The sequence below is a fragment of the Cytobacillus sp. FSL W8-0315 genome (genome assembly GCF_038002905.1).
Classification (GTDB): domain Bacteria; phylum Bacillota; class Bacilli; order Bacillales; family Cytobacillaceae; genus Cytobacillus; species Cytobacillus pseudoceanisediminis.
Window position 1 is genome coordinate 1,747,790 of the sequence record NZ_JBBOOC010000001.1, and the last position, 22,214, is coordinate 1,770,003.

The following is a 22,214-nucleotide window of genomic DNA, read 5'->3' on the forward strand; positions in this document are numbered from 1 at the left end:
TGTTTTTTATTAGGGGGGAGGGTACTTAAATTCCAGCGGGGAGAATGGAAATGAAAGAATTTTGGGAAAATGAATTTATTCAGACAGCTGCTTATTATAGTGTAGTCATTTTATGTATGATTGTTTTTTTAGCTGTTTTTGAATTAGTTACCAAGTATCGCAATTGGGAAGAAATCAAAAATGGAAATGTCGCTGTAGCGATGGCGACCGGCGGGAAAATTTTTGGGATTGCCAATATCTTCAGACATTCCATCATGCATAATGATACCTTGCTGACAATGATTACGTGGGGAATTTTTGGATTTTTTCTTTTGTTGATCGGCTATTTCATTTTTGAATTTTTAACACCTAAGTTTAGAATTGACGAAGAAATTGAAAATAATAACAAAGCAGTCGGTTTTATTTCCATGGTGCTGTCAATCGGATTGTCTTATGTCATTGGTGCAGGTTTATCATAAGGAGAGAATTAACATTGGAAAAGTTAGCAAAGGTTCTGCTGGTTCTTAGCGGAGTGTTTCTTCTTATAGGGGCCATTTATATATTTTTCATAACATAATATTTTTGTGAAATAAGGATATGGGAAAATCGCCATTATATATGGCGATTTTTTTTATGTCCATTAAAAAGAATATCCACGATAGGCTGGACAGCCCTCTGAAAAAAATATCTTCCTGATTGTAAGGTCGTATTCTAATTGTCATAGAACCAGCATTATATTATAATAAGGTCGAACAGTTAGAATGTTCTAAAAGTTCAGAAGGTGTCCATCGTTTTTCTAAAAGTTTAGCAAGTGAAACTTTGAACTTCAATAACTGTCTAGCGCAAGCAGCCTACCCCCTCGAGGTCACAAGCTTGTCTAGTTGCGGCTCATAGGGACTCGGGGTCATAAGCCGTTTCCTTTCAGAAGGAAAAACGCCTTCTTACAGGAACTGTCTTATGCCTGTCGTCCCTGGGCAGTCGCCTTCACATTTCGGGCAATCCTCCCAAAAGGCAAAGAACGCCTTTCCGTGAGGCTCGTCTTGTGCTTGTCGGGGGTGGGTAAGGGCGCTTGCGCTTTTCTGATGGGCATGAAGCAAAGGAGGGACAAAATGGCAGTAGCAAAACCATGGCTTAAGCAATATCCGGCAGAAATCCCCTCAACCTTGTCATATCCCAAACAGCCGGTACAAGATTATTTGAAAAATGCTGCAGATGAATTTCCGGAGAAAATAGCCATCCACTTTATGGGAAAGGAATTCACATATAAATATATATATGAATCTTCCCTGAAGCTTGCCGCCCATTTACAGAATCTTGGAATTGAAAAGGGAGACCGCGTCGCGATTATGCTTCCGAATACTCCTCAGTCCGTTATCAGCTATTATGGAATTCTGATGGCTGGCGGGGTTGTTGTCCAGACAAATCCGCTGTATATGGAACGGGAATTGGAATACCAAATGAAAGATTCAGGAGCAAAAGCAATTATTACAATGGATATCTTATTTCCGAAAGTGAGCAAAGTGGTGCCGCAGACAGAATTGAAGCATATAGTTGTAACCGCTGTCAAAGATGCTCTTCCATTCCCTAAAAATCTAATATATCCTTTTATCCAGAAAAAACAGTATGGCATTGTCGTAAATGTAAAACATGAAGGGCATAACCATTTGCTGACGGAGATTTTAAAGAGGCCGGCTGAACCGATGAAAATCCATGACTTCGATTTTGAAGAAGACTTGGCATTACTGCAATATACAGGCGGCACAACCGGTTTTCCAAAGGGTGTCATGCTTACGCACAGCAATCTGGTATCCAATACAGCCATGTGTAAAGCCTGGCTCTATAAGTGCAGACGCGGTGAGGAAACAGTGCTGGGCATACTTCCGTTCTTTCACGTGTATGGAATGACAACCGTTATGATCTTATCTGTTATGGATGCTCAAAAAATGGTCCTCCTTCCGAAATTTGATCCGGAAACGACCCTGAAAACTATTCATAAAGAGAGGCCGACCTTATTCCCTGGTGCCCCAACGATTTACATTGGGTTATTGAACCATCCGGATATAAAAAAATATGATTTATCTTCCATAGACTCTTGCATCAGCGGATCTGCTGCCCTGCCCGTTGAAGTCCAGCAGAAATTTGAAGAAATAACAGGAGGAAAGCTTGTCGAGGGGTATGGTTTGACGGAATCTTCACCTGTTACACATGCTAATTTCTTATGGGATCGCCCCCGTGTCAAAGGCAGTATAGGTGTCCCTTGGCCTGATACAGATGCAGCGATTTTTTCACTGGAAACGGGAGAAGCGCTTCCGGCAGGAGAAGTGGGCGAAATTGCAGTTAAAGGTCCTCAGGTAATGAAAGGCTATTGGAACCGCCCGGAAGAAACAGCACAGACTTTAAGAGATGGCTGGCTGCTTACAGGTGACCTGGGCTATATGGATGAGAATGGATACTTCTATGTAGTGGACCGGAAGAAAGATATGATTATTGCAGGGGGATTCAATATTTATCCCCGTGAAATAGAGGAAGTGCTATACGAGCATCCAGCCGTGCAGGAAGTGATTGCTGCAGGTATACCTGACCCATATCGCGGAGAAACAGTAAAAGCATATATTGTGCTGAAAGAGGGCAAAGAAGCAACGGAAGAAGAGCTGAATGAGTTTGCAAGAAAGCATCTTGCAGCATATAAGGTTCCAAGGCAATATGAATTCCGCAAGGAGCTTCCTAAGACAGCTGTTGGAAAAATACTGAGAAGGGCATTAGTAGATGAAGAAAAAAAGAAATTTAAAGAAGAAGAGGAAAAGCGGGCTTAACTTCAGAGACCGATTTTCGATCGGCTCTTTATTTTTGCGCCATTAAGCTTGTCCAGACATAAAAGAAATGTAATAATAAAATATATTTCTAGGGATAATTTCTTGACACGAATGAATTGTCCTACTATTATAAAAATATGAATGATGATTCATTCATTTTAGATCGTTTTTTAAATTCAAAAATAAACGAAGCTGATTGGCCAATCCCGGCAGCAGGTATGGCATTACTCCAGCCCTGCTGCTCCTTAAAAATCTATGCACCTGTTTATTCTGAAAGGAGGGAACCTATTGAAAAAAACAAAGCCTAAATACCGGCAAATTATTGATGCGGCTGTAGTCGTGATCGCTGAAAATGGATATCACCAGGCCCAGGTATCAAAAATTGCCAAACAGGCTGGTGTCGCTGATGGCACCATATACTTATATTTCAAAAACAAAGAAGATATATTAATATCCCTCTTTCAGGATAAAATGGGCTACTTTGTTGAGAAAATTGAAGAAAAAATTGCAGGAAAAGAAAAAGCTGCAGAGAAACTATTAATGATGGTAGAATCACACTTTAGAATGCTCTCGGAAGACAGGCACCTGGCAATTGTAACCCAGCTCGAATTGAGGCAGTCCAATAAAGACCTTCGCCATAAAATTAATGAGGTGCTCAAAGGATATCTTGCTTTAGTGGAAAGGATTCTTGCTGATGGCAGGGAGAGCGGTGAGTTTCCAGCTGATCTGGACATTAGGCTGGCGCGCCAGATGATTTTTGGCACCATGGATGAAACAGTGACCACATGGGTAATGAATGAGCAAAAATATGATCTTACTGCATTGGCAGAGCCTGTTCATAAACTTTTGATCGGCGGGTGCGGAAAACTTTGAGGCAGATAAAGTGCTCTATAATATAGTCAGGAGGGATAAGATGGAATATCTAAAATGGTCCCATCAGGACTTTGTGGCGACGATTACTATTGAACGTCCGCCTGCGAATGCTCTTTCATCAGGTCTATTGAAAGAGCTTTCAGCTGTCCTGGATGAAGTTGAAAATAATGAGGAAATTAGGGTAATCCTTATTCATGGGGAGGGCAGATTCTTCTCAGCAGGCGCTGATATTAAAGAATTTACAACCATTGAAAGCGGTGAAGATTTTTCAAGCTTGGCGACTTATGGACAGGATCTCTTTGAGAGAATGGAAAAATTCCCTAAGCCAATTATTGCAGCGATTCATGGAGCGGCATTGGGCGGCGGTTTGGAGCTTGCCATGGGCTGTCATTTCCGTCTCGTAGCTGAAAACGCAAAGCTGGGTCTTCCAGAGCTTCAGCTTGGATTAATTCCTGGTTTTGCCGGAACTCAGAGGCTTCCCCGATATGTAGGTGCAGCGCGTGCAGCAGAAATGCTTTTCACTAGTGACCCAATTACCGGGCTTGAGGCAGTGCAATATGGTCTGGCTAACCATGCCTATCCTGAGGAGCAGCTGTTGGACAATGCTTATAGTATGGCGAAGAAAATTGCCAAGAAGAGCCCTGGTTCGATCAAGGCGGCCATTGAGCTCTTAAACTACGGAAAGACGGGGCAATTCTACGAAGGTGTTAAAAAAGAAGCAGAATTGTTTGGGGAAGTATTTGTTTCTGAAGATGGCAAGGAAGGCATATCTGCGTTTATTGAAAAGCGTGAACCAAGCTTTACCGGAAAATAGTGTTTTAAAAGATTTGTACTGAAAGATTACATTCATCCTCATAATCTATTATAATAGACTTGTATGCGGATGATCTAATCTTCAGAAGATTCAATGGTTATATTATGGTCTGTGAGCGAGCGCCCGCTCAATTCTAAAAGCGGGCAGTTCCAAGCAGATAAGCCTTTCTGTATGCGTTAAATATTTTCAATCTTTCGAAGTGAAGAAATGTTTTAATTAATGGCTTTGTTTTATGACAATGCTTAATTACTAGGAGGGAAATCATGAACATCTACGTATTAATGAAGAGAACATTTGATACTGAGGAAAAAATTACCATCTCCGGCGGCAAAATCAATGAAGATGGCGCTGAATTTATCATTAATCCATATGATGAATATGCAATTGAAGAAGCAATCCAGGTTCGGGATGCGAATGGCGGAGAAGTGACGGTTGTTTCCGTAGGAACAGAAGAAGCTGAAAAGCAGCTCCGTACCGCTCTTGCGATGGGTGCCGATAAAGCTGTATTAATAAATACAGAAGATGATCTTGAAGGTGGAGATCAATACACGACTGCAAAAATCTTATCCGAATACTTGAAAGACAAAGATGCTGACTTAATCATTGCAGGAAATGTAGCAATTGATGGGGGTTCGGGACAGGTTGGACCTCGTGTAGCAGAAATTTTGGGCATTTCTTATGTAACAACTATTACAAAGCTTGATATCAATGGCAGCTCTGCGACAGTAGTGCGCGATGTTGAAGGGGATTCAGAAGTAATTGAGACATCACTTCCATTATTGGTCACAGCTCAGCAGGGGTTAAATGAGCCGCGCTATCCATCTTTGCCGGGAATTATGAAGGCAAAAAAGAAGCCACTTGATGAGCTTGAGCTTGATGATCTTGATCTTGATGAGGACGATGTTGAAGCCAAAACAAAAACAATTGAAATCTATTTGCCTCCTAAGAAGGAAGCAGGAAAAGTTCTTGAAGGTGAGCTGGAAGATCAAGTTAAGGAACTTGTGAAACTTCTTCATACTGAAGCCAAAGTTGTCTGATCATCAATAACTGATAATAATAACGCAGGGGGTAAAACATATGGCTAGAAAAGTATTAGTGTTAGGTGAAGTCCGTGACGGTTCATTGCGTAATGTATCCTTCGAAGCTGTTGCAGCTGGTAAGACTGCGTCAGAAGGCGGAGAGGTTGTAGGTGTTTTAATTGGTGATTCTGTAAGCGCTTTAGCTAATGAAATGATTCACTATGGTGCTGACCGTGTTGTAACTGTTGAAGATGAAAAGCTGAAGCAGTATACTCCTGACGGCTTTTCACAGGCTTTAATGGCTGTGATTGATTCCGAAAGTCCGGAAGGCCTGATTTTTGGACATACAGCATTAGGGAAAGATCTCGCTCCTAAAATTGCTGCCAAGCTGGAGTCAGGTTTAATCTCTGACGTAACGAGCCTTGAAGAGGCAGGCGGCAACCTGGTGTTCACACGCCCGATTTATTCAGGTAAAGCTTTTGAAAAGAAAATTGTTACAGATGGCCTCCTCTTTGCAACAATTCGTCCAAACAACATAGCTCCATTGGAGAAAGATGAATCAAGATCAGGAGATATTGCTTCTGTTGCAGCAGAAATCAAAGATCTTCGCACGATCATTAAGGAAGTTGTCCGCAAAGCAAGTGAAGGCGTTGATTTATCCGAAGCTAAGGTTATCATTGCCGGCGGCCGCGGCGTTAAGAGCGAGGAAGGCTTTGAGCCATTAAAAGAACTTGCTTCGGTTCTAAATGGAGCAGTGGGTGCATCACGCGGAGCTTGTGATGCTGATTATTGTGACTACTCGCTGCAAATTGGCCAAACCGGTAAGGTTGTAACACCAGATCTATATATTGCTTGCGGCATCTCCGGTGCTATTCAGCATTTAGCTGGGATGTCCAACTCAAAAGTAATCGTAGCCATTAACAAAGATCCGGAAGCCAATATCTTTAAAGTAGCTGATTATGGTATTGTTGGAGATCTGTTTGAGGTTGTTCCACTGTTAACTGAAGAATTCAAAAAGCTTAAAGTAAATGCATAAGATAGTATATCGAATGGGCGGCTGATGGCCGCCCATTATACATAGTGCCAATAGGGAAAGAAAGAGAATAATCTGTTCCAAATAGGGTAAATTACGATCGAGCAGATTGTTCGCAACATATAATAAACGATGGTATACTGTCGTTAGTATTTGAGTTAAATTTTAGGAGGCATATCAAATGGCTATTTCACATGCAACTGACCAAAACTTCACTGCTGAGACTGGTTCGGGATTAGTATTGGCAGATTTCTGGGCTCCTTGGTGCGGCCCTTGTAAAATGATCGCTCCTGTTTTAGAAGAGCTTGATTCTGAAATGGGCGATAAAGTAAAAATTGTAAAAATCGATGTTGACGAAAACCAGGAAACTGCTGGAAAGTTTGGCGTAATGAGCATTCCGACATTAATCGTTCTAAAAGACGGTGAAGTTGTAGATAAAGTGGTTGGTTTCCAGCCGAAAGAGGCTCTCGCTGAATTACTTTCAAAACATGCGTAATTTATAAGGAATTTTCCCGGTGTCCCATAAGGACATCGGGATTTTTTTGTCATATGGGTTTTGTTGTTATGCTGCAGGTTTCCAGGCTGATATAATAAGATGGTAATAATGTGCCATCTGCATATTAGCGGCTAAATAATATTGGTTTGCTGCCAGCGCAAACAAAGTATTATACTAGCTTTCACCCCAAAATGATTATGCCAAACAATGAATAAATTGAACTTCAATAAAAAGTTTTAACCGGGGAGGTGTAGTGCCATGAATGATACGATAAAAAATAAACTGATGCTGCTTCCTGCCCAGCCGGGATGTTATTTGATGAAAGACAGGCAGGGTACCATCATATACGTGGGGAAGGCAAAAATCCTGAAAAACCGTGTAAGATCCTATTTCACAGGCTCACATGACGGAAAAACATTAAGACTTGTTAATGAGATCGTAGATTTTGAGTACATTGTCACTTCTTCAGATATGGAAGCACTGATCCTTGAGATGAATCTGATCAAGAAATATGATCCGAAATATAATGTAATGCTGAAGGACGATAAAAGTTACCCTTTTATCAAATTGACGGCCGAACGCCATCCCCGTCTAATTACAACCAGAAAAGTAAAAAAAGACAGGGGAAAATACTTCGGACCATATCCCAATGTGCAGGCTGCCAATGAAACAAAAAAGCTGCTCGACCGAATTTATCCTCTCCGCAAATGTTCAACTCTTCCGGACAGAGTTTGCCTTTATTATCATTTAGGCCAATGTCTTGCGCCATGCGTGAAGGCCGTAGGTGAAGACCAATATAAGCAAATGACAGACGAGATTGCAAAATTCTTGAATGGCGGATACAAAGAGATTAAAAAAGACCTGACTGCAAAAATGACAGCAGCTGCTGAAGAATTGGACTTTGAAAGGGCAAAGGAGCTTAGGGATAAAATTGCCCATATAGATGCAACAATGGAAAAGCAAAAAATGACAATGACAGACTTTACCGACCGGGATGTATTTGGATATGCGGTTGATAAAGGATGGATGTGTGTTCAGGTATTCTTCATCAGACAGGGTAAACTCATTGAAAGAGATGTATCAATGTTCCCTATTTATAATGAGCCGGAAGAAGAAATCTTAACTTTCCTCGGCCAGTTTTATACAAAAGCAAACCACTTTAAACCGCGAGAAATATTGGCACCGGATTCGGTTGATGCTGAAATGGCAGAACAGCTTCTGGATGTTAAGGTGCTAAAACCGCAGCGAGGGCAAAAAAAGGACCTGGTGAAGCTTGCTTATAAAAATGCAAAAATTGCTCTCCAGGAGAAGTTTTCTTTAATTGAGCGTGATGAAGAACGGACAATTAAGGCTGTAGAAAATCTGGGGGATCAGCTTGGAATATATACGCCTCACCGGATAGAAGCATTTGATAATTCAAATATCCAGGGAACGGACCCTGTTTCAGCCATGATCGTCTTTATTGATGGCAAACCAGAGAAAAGAGAATACCGTAAATATAAGATTAAGTCTGTTAAAGGCCCTGATGACTATGAATCCATGAGAGAAGTAGTCCGGCGCAGATATACAAGGGTACTGAAAGAAGAGCTGCCGCTTCCGGACTTAATCATGATTGATGGGGGAAAAGGGCATGTTGAAGCTGTACGGGATGTGCTTGAAAATGAGCTCGGTCTGGATATTCCGATTTCTGGCCTGGTGAAGGATGAAAAGCACAGGACTTCTCAGCTCTTATATGGTAATCCGCTTCAAATTATTCCACTTGCAAGGAACAGCCAGGAATTTTATCTGCTTCAGAGAATTCAGGACGAGGTTCATCGTTTTGCGATTACTTTTCATCGCCAGCTTCGCGGGAAAAATGCCTTTCAGTCTATTCTTGATGATATTCCCGGCATAGGAGAAAAACGAAAGAAACAGCTGCTGAAAGCCTTTGGATCTGTAAAGAAAATGAAAGAAGCACCAATAGAGGAGTATAGGAAAATAGGCATTCCTGAGAATGTTGCCGAGGAATTGAAGTTGAGGCTCGAGGAACAAAATGGAAATCCTAAGTCATAAATGGATATAGACAGAAAATTTCAGATATGTTATACTAATTCAAACTTTATATCAATATCACTTTATAGCGATAAAGCGTATGTTCATTTAGTTCAAACAAAGTTTTGGGACTATGAACCGAATCGTTAAGTGAAGGTAGAGGTGCGAACTTCATCAGTAAAAGCTTGGAGAAGAATGAGCTTCCATGAAAAGCTTTGAAAGGGTACGTTCGCCGAAGTGGAGAAAATCTCATCATTTTTTCTGCTGGTTCTGCATTGAATAAATGCAGGATTGTCAGGACAATGCCGTCCTGGAGAGCTATCTCACTGTGTTTGCTCATTTTTATACTTTGGCTGCACAGCAATGGGATAGTAAACTATTCCATTGCTTTTTTTATTGCCCAAAAGGGTATTTTAGAGTTAAGGCCATTGTCAAATACAGCAGAGTGAACTGATATGCTTCACTTACATAGGACGGCAAATCACAAAATTACTATTTCTTTAGAAAGAAGGGAAAGCTGTGGGAATCATTGTGCAGAAATTCGGGGGCACCTCCGTGGGGACTGTAGACAGAATTCAAAATGTTGCCAATCGGGTAATTGAAGAAAAAAATCGGGGAAATGATGTTGTTGTAGTTGTTTCGGCAATGGGCAAAACAACTGATCAGCTGGTTGGCATGGCAAGGGAGATTTCCCCCTCACCTGATAAAAGGGAAATGGACATGCTGCTTACAACCGGCGAACAGGTGACCATCTCTTTATTGGCAATGGCTTTAAATGCGAAAGGGCATCCCGCCGTTTCTTTTACAGGGTGGCAGGCAGGCATTAAAACAGAAGCAGTCCATGGCAATGCGAGGATAGTGAATATTGATCCAGGTACCATTAAGGGTGAATTAAACCAGGGGAAAATTGTAATTGTGGCAGGCTTCCAGGGGATGACTGAAGATGGTTCCATCACCACACTTGGCCGGGGCGGATCTGATACAACGGCTGTTGCACTGGCTGCAGCACTTAAAGCTGATAAATGTGATATTTATACTGATGTAACCGGGGTATTTACATCAGATCCCCGCTTTATAAAGAATGCCAGAAAATTATATTCTGTTTCCTATGATGAAATGCTTGAACTGGCCAATTTGGGGGCAGGTGTGCTCCATCCAAGAGCAGTCGAATTTGCGAAAAATTATGGACTTCCCCTTGAAGTGCGTTCAAGCCTTGAGAAGGAAGCCGGAACAATCATTGAGGAGGAAGTAAAAATGGAACAAAACTTAGTCGTGCGCGGTGTGGCATTTGAGGATGATATAACAAGGGTGACGATTCTTGGTCTTCCTAATTCAATGACTGGATTGTCTACTATTTTCTCGGCGCTTGCCAAAAATCGCATTAACGTTGATATCATTATCCAGAGCATGACAGAGGCTCAGACGACAAACCTTTCATTTTCAATAAAGAATGAAGATCTCACAGATACAGTAAAAGTGCTGGAAAAGCATAGAGAACAATTAAATTATGACAGAATTGAATGGGAATCGGGCCTTGCTAAGGTTTCGATTGTTGGCTCAGGCATGATTTCCAATCCGGGTGTGGCTGCAGAAATGTTCGAAGTGCTTTCCGCGAATGAAATAACGGTGAAAATGGTAAGCACATCAGAAATTAAAGTATCGGCGGTTGTTGAAAACAGCAAAATGATTGATGCAGTTGATGCTTTGCATGATGCATTCAATCTGTCGGTTTCTCCGGTTAAGGCTTAATTCCAGGAATATCAAACAATAAGCTATCAAAATTGATAGCTTATTGTTTGTACATATGATATTACTCAGCAGGATCCTTTTTATCCCACTTCACTGTAATAAGGATTTTGCCAGTTTTTTTGCGGGGATGTTCGAATGCCTCACAAATGACTTCTTTTTGAAGTTCAATCTGCTGGGCTATAAATCCGGCCTCAAGCTGAAAGGTGCAGTTATGATTTTTTTTGCAGCGGTCTGTAATCAGCTGGCTGGATAATTCCATTTCAATTTCATTTTTCGATTCGTTTGCGATGGAAAGATTTCCCCAGCCGGCGTTTATAAAAAACTCGGCAATCTGGCCGGCTGTTTCCAGAGGATACATGCGTGCGATCCTTTTGCCTGCCCAATATAAAATTTCCGGTGCTTCATTTCCCAAAAGGTCATGCAGCAGCACTTCCCGGATTAGTTCATAGCCAAAAACCGGAACTGACTGTATGTGATCTTCATTAGTGGATTTCGCAGATGCTAATTCGCTCAATAGTCTCCCCTCTTTCTATGATTCTATTATATACAATATGCTGAGAGAGTTAATATCAATTCGGGAAAAAATAGAACGATTTGCATAGAAATAATTACTATTCCAGTATACTGGAGAGCAGCAACTGGGTCATATTGAACTGCAGAATAATATATGTTTTTTAGCCGCTAATATTTTTTAAAAATTTTATTAATATGGAACATTTTATGTATCCGTTTTCTTGACGCTCTATTATCTTGGGAGTAAAATGGACATGTCACATAATTGTAAGAAAATGAATAACATTTTCGAGATGATGTCCTGAGCGGGGGCTCAGCATCATTTTTTTAAAATCAGGGGGGGAAAGTTTATGGCAGGTAATCGTGAGTTTTTTAATCGCAGATTGCATTCATTACTTGGGGTTATACCGGTTGGTTTGTTTTTGGTGCAGCACCTTGTAGTGAACCATTTTGCAACAGGGGGAGAGGAATCTTTTAATAATGCAGCGCATTTCATGGAAAGTCTTCCATTCAGAATATTCCTTGAAACGTTTGTAATCTATCTACCTTTGCTGTTCCACGCAATCTATGGACTTTATATTGCTTTTACTGCAAAAAATAACGCAAGCAGGTATGGATACTTCCGAAACTGGATGTTTATGCTGCAGCGTGTTTCAGGTGTCATTACACTGGTTTTTGTTGCATGGCATGTTTGGGAAACACGTGTACAGGCTGCCTTTGGAGCAGATGTTAACTTTCAGATGATGGAGAACATCCTATCTAATCCATTTATGTTCTGGTTCTATATTATTGGAGTCATTTCTGCAATTTTCCACTTTGCTAATGGGCTTTGGTCATTCCTTGTCAGCTGGGGAATTACAGTATCTCCTCGTTCACAGGTTATTTCCACGTATGTAACGATCGGAATATTCATTGCACTATCTATTGTTGGTGTACGTGCTCTAACAGCATTCATTTAAAAGACAATAAAAGACTATTAGACTTCGGATTTATAACGTGCCAATAATATTGCAGCTTTGAGAAGCAGTCTGGCTTTAAGCGCGATAGGCAGGCGCTCTGCGCTTTTCTAAGTTGTACTAGTAATTAGGGAGTGAGTCACTATGGGTAAAGGAAAGGTTATAGTTGTCGGCGGCGGATTAGCCGGTTTAATGGCGACAATTAAAGTTGCAGAATCAGGGACTCCGGTTGAATTATTTTCTTTAGTGCCGGTTAAACGTTCTCACTCTGTTTGTGCCCAGGGCGGCATCAACGGAGCAGTAAATACAAAAGGGGAAGGCGATTCTCCTTGGATTCATTTTGACGATACAATTTATGGCGGAGACTTCCTGGCAAACCAGCCGCCTGTTAAAGCGATGGCAGAGGCAGCACCAGGAATTATTCACTTATTTGACCGTATGGGTGTTATGTTCAACCGTACCCCTGAAGGGCTGCTTGACTTCCGCCGCTTTGGCGGTACACAGCATCACCGTACAGCATTCGCTGGTGCTACGACAGGTCAGCAGCTTCTTTACGCGATGGACGAGCAGGTCCGCCGCCATGAAGTTGCAGGCTTAGTAACAAAGTACGAAGGCTGGGAATTCCTAGGGGTAGTAATCGACGATGATGGAGCTTGTAAGGGTGTCGTTGCCCAGAACCTGACTTCTATGGAGATCAAGTCTTTTGCTGCTGACGCCGTTATTATGGCATCCGGCGGACCTGGAATTATCTTCGGGAAATCCACTAACTCTGTTATTAACACAGGCTCAGCTGCCTCGATTGTTTATCAGCAGGGTGCTTATTATGCAAATGGAGAATTTATTCAAATTCATCCAACCGCTATTCCGGGAGACGATAAGCTTCGTCTAATGAGTGAATCTGCGCGTGGTGAAGGCGGACGAGTTTGGACATATAAAGATGGCAAACCATGGTATTTCCTTGAAGAGAAATATCCTGCTTATGGAAACCTGGTGCCTCGTGATATTGCAACCCGTGAAATTTTTGACGTGTGTGTTAACCAGAAGCTTGGCATTAATGGGGAAAACATGGTCTATCTTGATCTTTCCCATAAAGATCCTAAAGAGCTTGATATTAAGCTTGGCGGAATTATTGAAATCTATGAAAAATTCCAGGGTGAAGACCCGCGTAAAGTGCCAATGAAAATCTTCCCTGCTGTCCACTATTCAATGGGCGGACTATGGGTGGACTATGATCAGATGACGAATATTCCTGGCCTATTTGCTGCAGGTGAATGTGATTATTCACAGCATGGTGCCAACCGTCTGGGTGCAAACTCCCTTCTATCAGCCATTTACGGCGGTATGGTAGCAGGTCCGAATGCTGTCAAATATATCAGCGGCCTTGATAAGAGTGCTGAAGATCTGCCATCATCATTATTTGACCGCCACGTAAAACAGGAAGAAGAAAAATGGAATAATATTATGTCTCTTGATGGCACAGAGAATGCATATGTCCTTCATAAAGAGCTTGGTGAATGGATGACAGATAATGTAACGGTTGTACGCCACAATGACAGGCTTTTGAAAACAGATGAAAAAATTGTTGAACTTATGGAGCGCTATAAAAACATCAATATTAATGACACTGCGAAGTGGAGCAATCAGGGTGCAAGCTTTACCCGCCAATTGCAGAATATGCTTCAATTGGCTCGTGTTATTACAATTGGTGCATACAACCGTAATGAAAGCCGCGGTGCACACTATAAGCCGGATTTCCCAGAGCGTAACGATGAGGAATTCATGAAAACAACAATGGCGAAGTTTGTTGATGCAAATTCCGCTCCTGCATTCCATTACGAAGACATTGATGTAAGCTTAATAAAACCGCGTAAGCGTGACTATTCTAAAAAGAAAGGGGAGAATTAATCCATGCAAGAAACAAAAACTAAAACAGTCCGTTTTGTAATCAGCCGCCAGGATACTCCTGATTCAGCCCCTTATCAGGAAGAGTTTGAAATAGATTACCGTCCAAATATGAATGTTATTTCTGCCCTTATGGAAATTCGCCGTAATCCGGTCAACGTGAAGGGTGAACATACTACTCCAATCGCATGGGATATGAACTGTCTTGAAGAAGTCTGCGGTGCATGTTCAATGATTATTAATGGAAAGCCCCGCCAGTCCTGCACGGCTCTTGTAGATCAGCTGGAACAGCCGATCCGTCTTGAGCCGATGCGCACGTTCCCTGTAGTCCGTGACCTGCAGGTAGACAGAAGCCGTATGTTTGACTCCTTGAAAAAGGTTAAAGCGTGGATTCCAATCGATGGTACTTATGATTTGGGACCAGGACCGCGTATGCCTGAGAGAAAGCGCCAATGGGCATATGAATTGTCAAAGTGCATGACATGCGGTGTTTGTCTGGAAGCATGCCCGAATGTAAACAGCAAATCTGACTTTATTGGGCCAGCTCCTTTATCACAGGTTCGTTTGTTCAATGCTCACCCAACTGGTGAAATGAATAAAGCAGAACGCCTGGAGCAAATTATGGGTGATGGCGGACTAGCCAACTGCGGAAACTCTCAAAACTGCGTACAGTCCTGCCCGAAAGGCATTCCTTTAACAACATCCATTGCGGCACTTAACCGCGATACAACATTCCAGTCTTTCAAAAACTTCTTTGGAAGCGATCAGATCTAAACATCTTAAAACCCCTTTCCTTTTTGGAGAGGGGTTTTTTTAGGTTTCTTTGAGCAGCTAATTAAATTTAACCACTGAGCTGAGTGGAGTGGAAGGCGCGAGATCCTCGAAAATGCATGGCATTTTCTTCATGCGGTGTGGATTCAAGGAAGTTTATTCAACGTCCTTCGCAAGTAGCGTACCATGGGAGGGCCGCAGACGCGAAGCGTCGGCAGCCCCGTGGGAAAGCTTGATTACCAGCAACGGAAAATCAACGGGCAGAATTAATTTTCCATAAATTTGATTAGAGGCACAATATTTTAACACATGCTGAAAGGTTTTCAAATAATTCCAAAAATACTATAATGAAATATAACAGAGTGAGCGCTCATTCATTAATAGCCGGGAGGAACTGCCATGAAAAAATTGAGCTATATTGACGATTTTAAAAAATGGGAAGAAGAATTCATTTTCTTCCATCCAGTAAAAGTCAGATTTTCTGAAACAGATATGTTTGGACATTTGAACAATACCGTTCCATTCACATATTATGAAGAAGCACGGATAGAATTTTTCAAAAGCAAAGGCTTTATGCAGGACTGGGTAAAACATAATAATGAAACCATACCAGTCGTAGCAGACCTCCAATGCGATTTTATCTGCCAGCTTTTCTTTGATGAAGAGATACAAATTTATGTAAAAGCTGCTTCGATAGGTAATTCTTCTGTTGATCTTCATTATATGGGCAAGAAATCAGACGGTTCAGTTTGCTTCACCGGCAGGGGCACGATGGTGCAGATATCAAAGGTGACAGGCAAGGGTGTGCCTTGGACCGCAGAGATGAAAGAAATGCTGAAAAGCGGGGTTAAAGTACGAGCCTAGCGGCACAAATGGCACATTTTTGAAAATAACTTTCTCCTTTCACTAAATATAGTCACTTCGGCTGTTTTGCTGACATATGATATGGTGACTAAATATATACCCATCCCGCGGTTCATAGCTGGCGAAAGGCAAGGAGGGTTACAATACTTGAAGGAGAATGAATATACTCACAAGCCGTTACTCACCAAACGAGAAAGAGAAGTATTCGAATTGTTAGTACAAGATAAAACAACAAGGGAAATCGCTGGTGAATTGTTTATAAGTGAAAAAACGGTTCGGAACCACATTTCCAATGCCATGCAAAAGCTTGGTGTAAAGGGGCGATCACAAGCTGTTGTAGAGCTCCTTCGAATGGGAGAGCTAGAACTTTAATTTAGACCGGCTATCCTTCTGGGAAGCCGGTTATCACATTTATAAAGGGGTTTTTCATTATTGGTTTTATTTCTATCTTGAAATTTATACGGAAAAAGGTGAAAATAAATGCACAAGGGCAGAAAACGTCGTATAAGCTTAAATGGGAGTGTTTAAGAATGAAGCTTGAAGATCCTAAAACAAATGAAATAAATGATGTTGTAGCTGAAATTGAGAAAGACTTAAGATACATATCCGGCATTATCAAGCAGAAGGGAAGGGAAATTCTAAGTGATTTCACCATTACCCCTCCTCAGTTTGTTGCATTGCAATGGCTTTTTGAAGAAGGCGATATGACCATCGGTGAGCTATCAAACAAAATGTATCTTGCATGCAGCACGACAACAGATCTTGTTGACCGAATGGAGAAAAACACCCTTGTGAAGAGGGTTAAAGACCCAAATGACCGAAGAGTGGTCAGGATCCACCTGCTTGAAGAAGGAGAACGGATTATTGAAGAAGTTATAAAAAAACGCCAGGATTATCTAAAAGAAGTTTTAAAAAATTCTTCACATAATGAGGTCTTGTTCCTAAAAGATAACTTAATGAAATTACACCATGATATGCGAGGAGAATGAGGCGGTACTTGTGAAACAACCTATAGGAATTATTGACTCCGGAGTCGGAGGCTTAACAGTCGCAAAAGAAATCATGCGGCAGCTGCCAAATGAAGATATTGTTTACCTTGGAGATACAGCCCGATGCCCCTATGGCCCCCGGCCTGGTGACGAGGTAAAATCTTTTACCTGGCAAATGACGAAATACTTGCTTGAAAGAAATATTAAAATGCTGATCATTGCCTGTAATACTGCTACTGCTGTAGCCCTTGAAGAAATACGCAGGGAACTCACGATACCGGTTATCGGTGTCATTTTCCCTGGGGCCAGAACAGCTATAAAAGTAACAAAAAATCATAAAATTGGTGTCATTGGCACAGAAGGCACAGTCAGAAGCAAGGCATATGAAAATGCGCTGATTCAGTTAAACAGGAGATCTGATGTGCATAGTCTGGCATGCCCTAAATTCGTTCCTCTTGTAGAGAGCGGGGAGTATGAAGGCTCTGTTGCCAAAAAAATCGTGGCTGAGACTCTTCAGCCTATTAAAGGCAAAGGAATGGATACACTCATTCTCGGGTGTACCCATTATCCTTTATTAGAACCAATTATAAAAAATGTAATGGGAAAAGACGTAAATGTCATCAGTTCCGGTGAGGAAACAGCAAGGGAAGCAAGTACCATTCTGCATCACTATGGAATGCTAAAAGCTGTTGCTGAGAACCCTGAATATAAATTCTGCACAACGGGCTCAACAGCCATTTTTTCTAAAATTGCTTCAAAATGGCTGGGGTCTCCCGTAAATACCGTAGAAAAAATATCGCTTTAATAAATGCAGACATCTTCTGAACTTTTTCAGAAGGTGTTTTTTTAAGATAAGTATAAAATTTTGAACGCGGATAACTGTCTAGCTCCAGCGCCTTGCCCAGCCCCTCGAGGTGAGGCCCCCAGGATGGGGGTCATGCAGACGTTGCCACAGGACGTGGCGTTCTTAGTCTGCGTTCCTTCGCGGGCAAGGCGCTTCCGCTTTTCTTTTAGGATTACATTTTAAAAAAGCTTTGGTATCATGAGAATGATAGACAAATTATATTAGTTGAGTTGGTGATCAATTTGCTGGCACAAGCCGAAAACTATCTGAAAAAATATTTTGGATATACCTCTTTCCGCCCTGGCCAACAGGATATTATTCAAAATATCCTTTCTCAAAACAATACTCTTGGCATTCTCCCAACTGGAGGCGGAAAGTCAATCTGCTTCCAAATACCCGCTCTTGTACTCCCCGGAACGGCCATTGTGATCTCTCCCTTAATTTCCCTGATGAAAGATCAAGTAGATGCTCTTAGCCTTGCCGGCATCCCGGCTGCTTTTATCAACAGCACGCTGTCTTCAGCTGAGTATCAGCATGTTATGGCCGGAATACGCAATGGTGAATATAAGCTCGTGTATGTGGCGCCGGAACGATTTGGTTCCATGGCCTTTTTGGAATTATTAAACGATATTTCAATTAGTGCTATCGTCTTTGATGAGGCGCACTGCATCTCTCAATGGGGACATGATTTCAGACCAAGTTATCGTTCCGTTGTCGAAGAGCTAAACAGCCTGTACCAGAAACCTGTAATCGCTGCTTTGACAGCAACAGCAACACGTGACGTCGCAGAGGATATTCGCAGGCTTTTAAACATAGGAGAGGAACATACGTTTATTACCGGTTTTGCAAGGGAGAATTTATCTTTCCACGTTTTGAAAGGTGTTAACAAAAGGGACTTTATATTGCAGACCATAAAGAAACATAAAAACGAAGCGGGAATTATATATACTTCAAGCCGCAAGGAAACGGACCAGCTGTACCAATTTTTAAAAAGCAAGAACTGCTCAGCTGCCAAGTATCATGCAGGCTTAAAGGAAGAAGAACGAAAAGAAGCACAGAATTCCTTTGTATACGATGAATCAGACATTATGATCGCCACGAATGCTTTTGGAATGGGGATTGATAAATCCAATGTCAGATTTGTCATCCACTATAATCTTCCGCGGAACATTGAAGCCTATTATCAGGAAGCGGGGAGGGCTGGCAGAGATGGCGTGGATAGTACATGCTACCTGCTGTTTGCCCCTCAGGATATCCAGCTGCAGAAGTTTTTGATAGAGGAGAGCAGTCTGAATCAACAAAAAATGGAGCAGGAATACAGCAAGCTAAAGGATATGGTGAATTACTGCCATACAGAAAAATGTCTCCAGTCCTATATCATTGAATATTTTGATGAAAATGCCGATCCTATTCGATGCGGCAAATGCAGCAGCTGTCTGGATGAACGGACAAGCATGGATATTACTCAGGAAGCATTAATGATTTTCTCATGCATTAAGCGGATGGGAGAAAGATTTGGCATTACTTTGACAGCCCAGGTTTTAAAAGGCTCCAATAATAAGAGAATCCGCGAAATGAATTTTAATAAACTTTCAACATTTGGATTGCTGAAAAACCGCAAAGAAAAAGAGATTGCTGATATGATAAACTATCTTCTGGCCGAGGACTATCTGGCTTTAACAGATGGGAAATATCCAACAGTAAGGCTGTCAGCCAGTGCGGTTCCCGTGTTGAAGGGGCAGAAAAGATTATTTATGAAAATAAGCGAACCGGTGCCTGTTCAGGAAACAGATGAAAACATTGAGCTCTTCGAGATGCTGAGAAAGCTCAGGAAAAAGTTTGCAGATGAGGAAAATGTCCCTCCTTTCGTAGTATTTGCTGATGCATCATTAAAAGAAATGAGCCGGTATTTTCCAGTCAGCAAGGAAATGATGTTAAATATTAAAGGTGTAGGGCAAATGAAGTATGAAAAGTATGGGGAAGACTTTATCCAGGCTATCAGAGAGTTTGCCGAAGAACATAATATTTCGCCTAATCCGGCTGCAGAAGCACCTTCAAAAACAGAGGAACCAATAGATGATCGCCCAAGCTACCTGATTTCCTTTGACTATTACAAGGATGGAGATTCAATAAGAGAAATAGCCAAAAAGCGAAATTTCTCACCGATAACAATTCAAGAGCATATATTTCGCTCTGTCAGAGAAGGCAATGTAATTGACTGGTCAGAAATATTCAATGAAACTGAAGAAAAGCTCGTTTTACAGGCTGCTGAAAAAGCTGGAAGAGACAAACTTAAACCAATCAAAGAAGAACTTCCGGAAGAAATAGATTATTTTAAAATCAAAGCCGTCCTGGTAAAAGATGAACTGCAGAAACAAATATGACAAAGAAGCTCCTTATGGGGGCTTCTTTTTTAATGGATGCCATTTCAAACCTTTCTTTCGGTTTGTCCAAATTTGTCAAAAATCTATTAACACTTTTATCCCAAAAGCCGGTCTAAATTTCAGATAGGCTCGTATACATGTAGTACAAACTGTCTCAGGGGGGATTATGTATGTCTATAAATAAAAAAACGTCTATAGTGTCAGCTGTGCTGGTATCATCTGTTCTATTATCAGGATGCGGATTGTTCGGAAGCCAGGGGAAGGAAAAGGTCGATCCGCCAAAAGCAGTATCTTATACCGATGAAGGCGAGAGTGTAGCCGAAGAAACAGCTGGAAAAGAAACAGCCGAAAATGAAGAGGGTGTTACGGCAAATCTTAAAACAGAGCTTTACTTGATTGATAAGAACGGGTATGTCGTTCCCCAGACTATTGACTTGCCAAAAACTAATTCAGTTGCTACACAGGCGTTAGAATACCTGGTAGAAAACGGTCCTGTTACAGAATTTCTTCCTAATGATTTCCGTGCAGTCCTTCCGGCTGATACAAAAGTTTCGGTAAATATTAAAGATAAAGTTGCAACCGTCGATTTTTCAAAAGAATTTAAGGAATATGCTAAGGAGGATGAAAAGAAAATTCTCCAATCAGTAACCTGGACACTTACACAATTTGATTCCATTGATAAAGTTAAGCTGACATTAAACGGACATGAATTAAAGGAGATGCCTGTGAATGGCACTCCGGTCAGTTCGGCGTTAAGCAGAGCCAATGGAATAAACATGGATACAACGGAAGTAGTGGATATCACGAATACGAAGCCGGTTACCGTTTATTATCTGGGCGGGGATGAAGAAAACTATTATTACGTGCCTGTCACCAAGCGTGTCAGCAATGATATGGACAATAAAGTTGAAGCGGTTGTATCCGAACTGATAAAGGGGCCGAACTATGCTTCCAATCTGGTGACAGACTTCCTTCCGGATGTAGAGCTGCTTGAGGCTCCAAAAGTTGAAGAAGGAAAAGTCACATTAAACTTCAATGAGAATGTTTTCAGCAGCTTCGAAGAGAAAATGATTTCCAAGCACTTGCTGAATACACTTGTCCTTTCACTGACCGAACAAAAGGGCATCGAAAGCGTGGCTGTCACAGTCGATGGCAAAGCAGAGATTGTCAATGAGGATGGCCAAAAACTATCTGAGCCTGTAACCCGTCCTGAAAATGTGAATACAGGAAGTTTTTAATAGAGCAGATTTTGTTATACTATATAATAACAGGAAAAAGAGGTTGGCATTTAATGCCGCCTCTTCTTTGTTGGTAAAATGAAGGCATGCCAATGTACCTGGACAAAAACATACTTAGGGCGATGCTCTGGATAAATTATTTTTTTACATATGGAAAAGAAGGGGGAATCAGCTTATGCGTGCAGATGGACGTGAACCGAAGCAGCTTAGGCCTATACATATTGAATCAGATTACTTAAAGCATCCTGAGGGCTCTGTGCTTATAACTGTGGGAGACACGAAGGTGATTTGCACAGCAAGTATCGATGAGAGGGTCCCTCCTTTTATGAGGGGACAGGGGAAAGGCTGGATAACAGCTGAATATTCCATGCTTCCAAGAGCAACCGAACAGAGAAACATCAGGGAATCGGCAAAAGGGAAAATCTCAGGTAGAACAATGGAAATCCAGCGTCTGATCGGCCGTGCTCTCCGCGCAGTGGTGGATCTTGATGCGCTTGGCGAAAGAACGGTTTGGCTTGATTGCGACGTAATCCAGGCGGATGGAGGGACCCGGACAGCATCTATTACAGGAGCCTTTGTCGCTATGTCACAGGCGATGGATAAACTGTACAGCAGCAAGAAGCTTGCTCACTACCCAATCAATGATTTCCTTGCTGCCACAAGCGTGGGAATTCTTAAAAATAAGCAGGCTGCAGTGGATTTGAATTATATTGAAGACTCCTCAGCGGAAGTAGATATGAATGTCGTTATGACTGGCAGCGGTGAGTTTGTGGAGCTTCAGGGAACGGGAGAAGAAGCGACTTTTTCTTATACCCAGCTGCAGGAAATGCTGGGTGCTGCACAGGAAGGGATATCAGAGCTGTTTGAGTTTCAAAAGGCTGCGCTTGGAGAGAAAATCACAGAAAGTATTCTAAGTAAAAGAGAAAAGCTGGAGGGGAGGTCATAG

At 41.7% G+C, this 22,214-nt stretch carries 20 protein-coding genes and 1 riboswitch; of the genes, 19 read left to right on the top strand and 1 reads right to left on the bottom strand.

The window, feature by feature from the left end; all coding sequences use genetic code 11:
- The first annotated feature begins 50 nt into the window (after positions 1-50).
- The 9 genes from MKY20_RS08880 to MKY20_RS08920 all read left to right on the top strand — a co-directional run bounded on the left by MKY20_RS08880 (position 51) and on the right by MKY20_RS08920 (position 10,807).
- Entirely contained in the window at positions 51-458 is a 408-nt protein-coding gene (locus MKY20_RS08880; protein ID WP_009333198.1) for a DUF350 domain-containing protein, read from the top strand.
- Positions 459-1,088: 630 nt separating this feature from the next.
- On the top strand, positions 1,089-2,792 hold the full coding sequence (locus MKY20_RS08885; RefSeq protein WP_251266945.1) for a long-chain-fatty-acid--CoA ligase: 1,704 nt from the start codon (positions 1,089-1,091) through the stop codon (positions 2,790-2,792).
- Between the two features lie 288 nt (positions 2,793-3,080).
- Positions 3,081-3,665 carry a TetR/AcrR family transcriptional regulator gene (locus MKY20_RS08890; RefSeq protein ID WP_009333196.1) on the top strand — a complete coding sequence of 195 codons (585 nt, stop codon included), beginning with the start codon at positions 3,081-3,083 and terminating at the stop codon, positions 3,663-3,665.
- A gap of 40 nt (positions 3,666-3,705) precedes the next feature.
- Complete coding sequence (locus tag MKY20_RS08895) at positions 3,706-4,479, top strand: enoyl-CoA hydratase (protein ID WP_009333195.1); 774 nt, start codon at positions 3,706-3,708, stop codon at positions 4,477-4,479.
- Positions 4,480-4,742: 263 nt separating this feature from the next.
- Positions 4,743-5,516 (top strand): electron transfer flavoprotein subunit beta/FixA family protein, encoded by a 774-nt coding sequence (locus tag MKY20_RS08900; protein ID WP_009333194.1) that lies wholly within the window; start codon positions 4,743-4,745, stop codon positions 5,514-5,516.
- 40 nt (positions 5,517-5,556) lie between these two features.
- The gene (locus tag MKY20_RS08905; protein ID WP_009333193.1) at positions 5,557-6,534 is read left to right on the top strand and encodes an electron transfer flavoprotein subunit alpha/FixB family protein; all 978 of its coding nucleotides are present in this window, start codon (positions 5,557-5,559) and stop codon (positions 6,532-6,534) included.
- 178 nt (positions 6,535-6,712) lie between these two features.
- Positions 6,713-7,027, top strand: coding sequence for a thioredoxin (gene trxA / locus MKY20_RS08910; protein WP_009333192.1), 315 nt, complete (start codon positions 6,713-6,715; stop codon positions 7,025-7,027).
- Between the two features lie 258 nt (positions 7,028-7,285).
- The gene (gene uvrC, locus MKY20_RS08915) at positions 7,286-9,079 is read left to right on the top strand and encodes an excinuclease ABC subunit UvrC (protein ID WP_009333191.1); all 1,794 of its coding nucleotides are present in this window, start codon (positions 7,286-7,288) and stop codon (positions 9,077-9,079) included.
- 128 nt (positions 9,080-9,207) lie between these two features.
- Positions 9,208-9,387, top strand: a riboswitch (Lysine riboswitch).
- A gap of 190 nt (positions 9,388-9,577) precedes the next feature.
- On the top strand, positions 9,578-10,807 hold the full coding sequence (locus MKY20_RS08920) for an aspartate kinase (RefSeq protein WP_251174730.1): 1,230 nt from the start codon (positions 9,578-9,580) through the stop codon (positions 10,805-10,807).
- Between the two features lie 61 nt (positions 10,808-10,868).
- Here the strand turns inward: MKY20_RS08920 and MKY20_RS08925 are convergent, their stop codons facing one another.
- Positions 10,869-11,321 carry a YslB family protein gene (locus MKY20_RS08925; RefSeq protein WP_009333189.1) on the bottom strand — a complete coding sequence of 151 codons (453 nt, stop codon included), beginning with the start codon at positions 11,319-11,321 and terminating at the stop codon, positions 10,869-10,871.
- A gap of 349 nt (positions 11,322-11,670) precedes the next feature.
- Here MKY20_RS08925 and MKY20_RS08930 point away from each other — a divergent pair, with 349 nt between their 5' ends.
- From MKY20_RS08930 to rph, 10 genes are all read left to right on the top strand, one after another.
- Complete coding sequence (locus tag MKY20_RS08930; protein ID WP_009333188.1) at positions 11,671-12,279, top strand: succinate dehydrogenase cytochrome b558 subunit; 609 nt, start codon at positions 11,671-11,673, stop codon at positions 12,277-12,279.
- Positions 12,280-12,420: 141 nt separating this feature from the next.
- Positions 12,421-14,181 (top strand): succinate dehydrogenase flavoprotein subunit, encoded by a 1,761-nt coding sequence (gene sdhA / locus MKY20_RS08935; protein WP_009333187.1) that lies wholly within the window; start codon positions 12,421-12,423, stop codon positions 14,179-14,181.
- Positions 14,182-14,184: 3 nt separating this feature from the next.
- Positions 14,185-14,952: a succinate dehydrogenase iron-sulfur subunit gene (sdhB, locus tag MKY20_RS08940; RefSeq protein WP_009333186.1), complete on the top strand. Its 768-nt coding sequence runs from the start codon at positions 14,185-14,187 to the stop codon at positions 14,950-14,952.
- 396 nt (positions 14,953-15,348) lie between these two features.
- On the top strand, positions 15,349-15,813 hold the full coding sequence (locus MKY20_RS08945; RefSeq protein WP_251266944.1) for an acyl-CoA thioesterase: 465 nt from the start codon (positions 15,349-15,351) through the stop codon (positions 15,811-15,813).
- 147 nt (positions 15,814-15,960) lie between these two features.
- Entirely contained in the window at positions 15,961-16,185 is a 225-nt protein-coding gene (locus tag MKY20_RS08950) for a helix-turn-helix domain-containing protein (protein ID WP_009333184.1), read from the top strand.
- Positions 16,186-16,343: 158 nt separating this feature from the next.
- On the top strand, positions 16,344-16,802 hold the full coding sequence (locus tag MKY20_RS08955) for a MarR family winged helix-turn-helix transcriptional regulator (RefSeq protein WP_009333183.1): 459 nt from the start codon (positions 16,344-16,346) through the stop codon (positions 16,800-16,802).
- A gap of 10 nt (positions 16,803-16,812) precedes the next feature.
- Complete coding sequence (racE, locus tag MKY20_RS08960; protein ID WP_019383254.1) at positions 16,813-17,607, top strand: glutamate racemase; 795 nt, start codon at positions 16,813-16,815, stop codon at positions 17,605-17,607.
- Positions 17,608-17,888: 281 nt separating this feature from the next.
- Positions 17,889-20,030 carry a DNA helicase RecQ gene (recQ, locus tag MKY20_RS08965; RefSeq protein ID WP_251174731.1) on the top strand — a complete coding sequence of 714 codons (2,142 nt, stop codon included), beginning with the start codon at positions 17,889-17,891 and terminating at the stop codon, positions 20,028-20,030.
- 170 nt (positions 20,031-20,200) lie between these two features.
- Positions 20,201-21,268 (top strand): GerMN domain-containing protein, encoded by a 1,068-nt coding sequence (locus MKY20_RS08970; RefSeq protein WP_009333180.1) that lies wholly within the window; start codon positions 20,201-20,203, stop codon positions 21,266-21,268.
- A 175-nt stretch (positions 21,269-21,443) separates the two neighbouring features.
- On the top strand, positions 21,444-22,214 hold the full coding sequence (rph, locus tag MKY20_RS08975; protein WP_009333179.1) for a ribonuclease PH: 771 nt from the start codon (positions 21,444-21,446) through the stop codon (positions 22,212-22,214).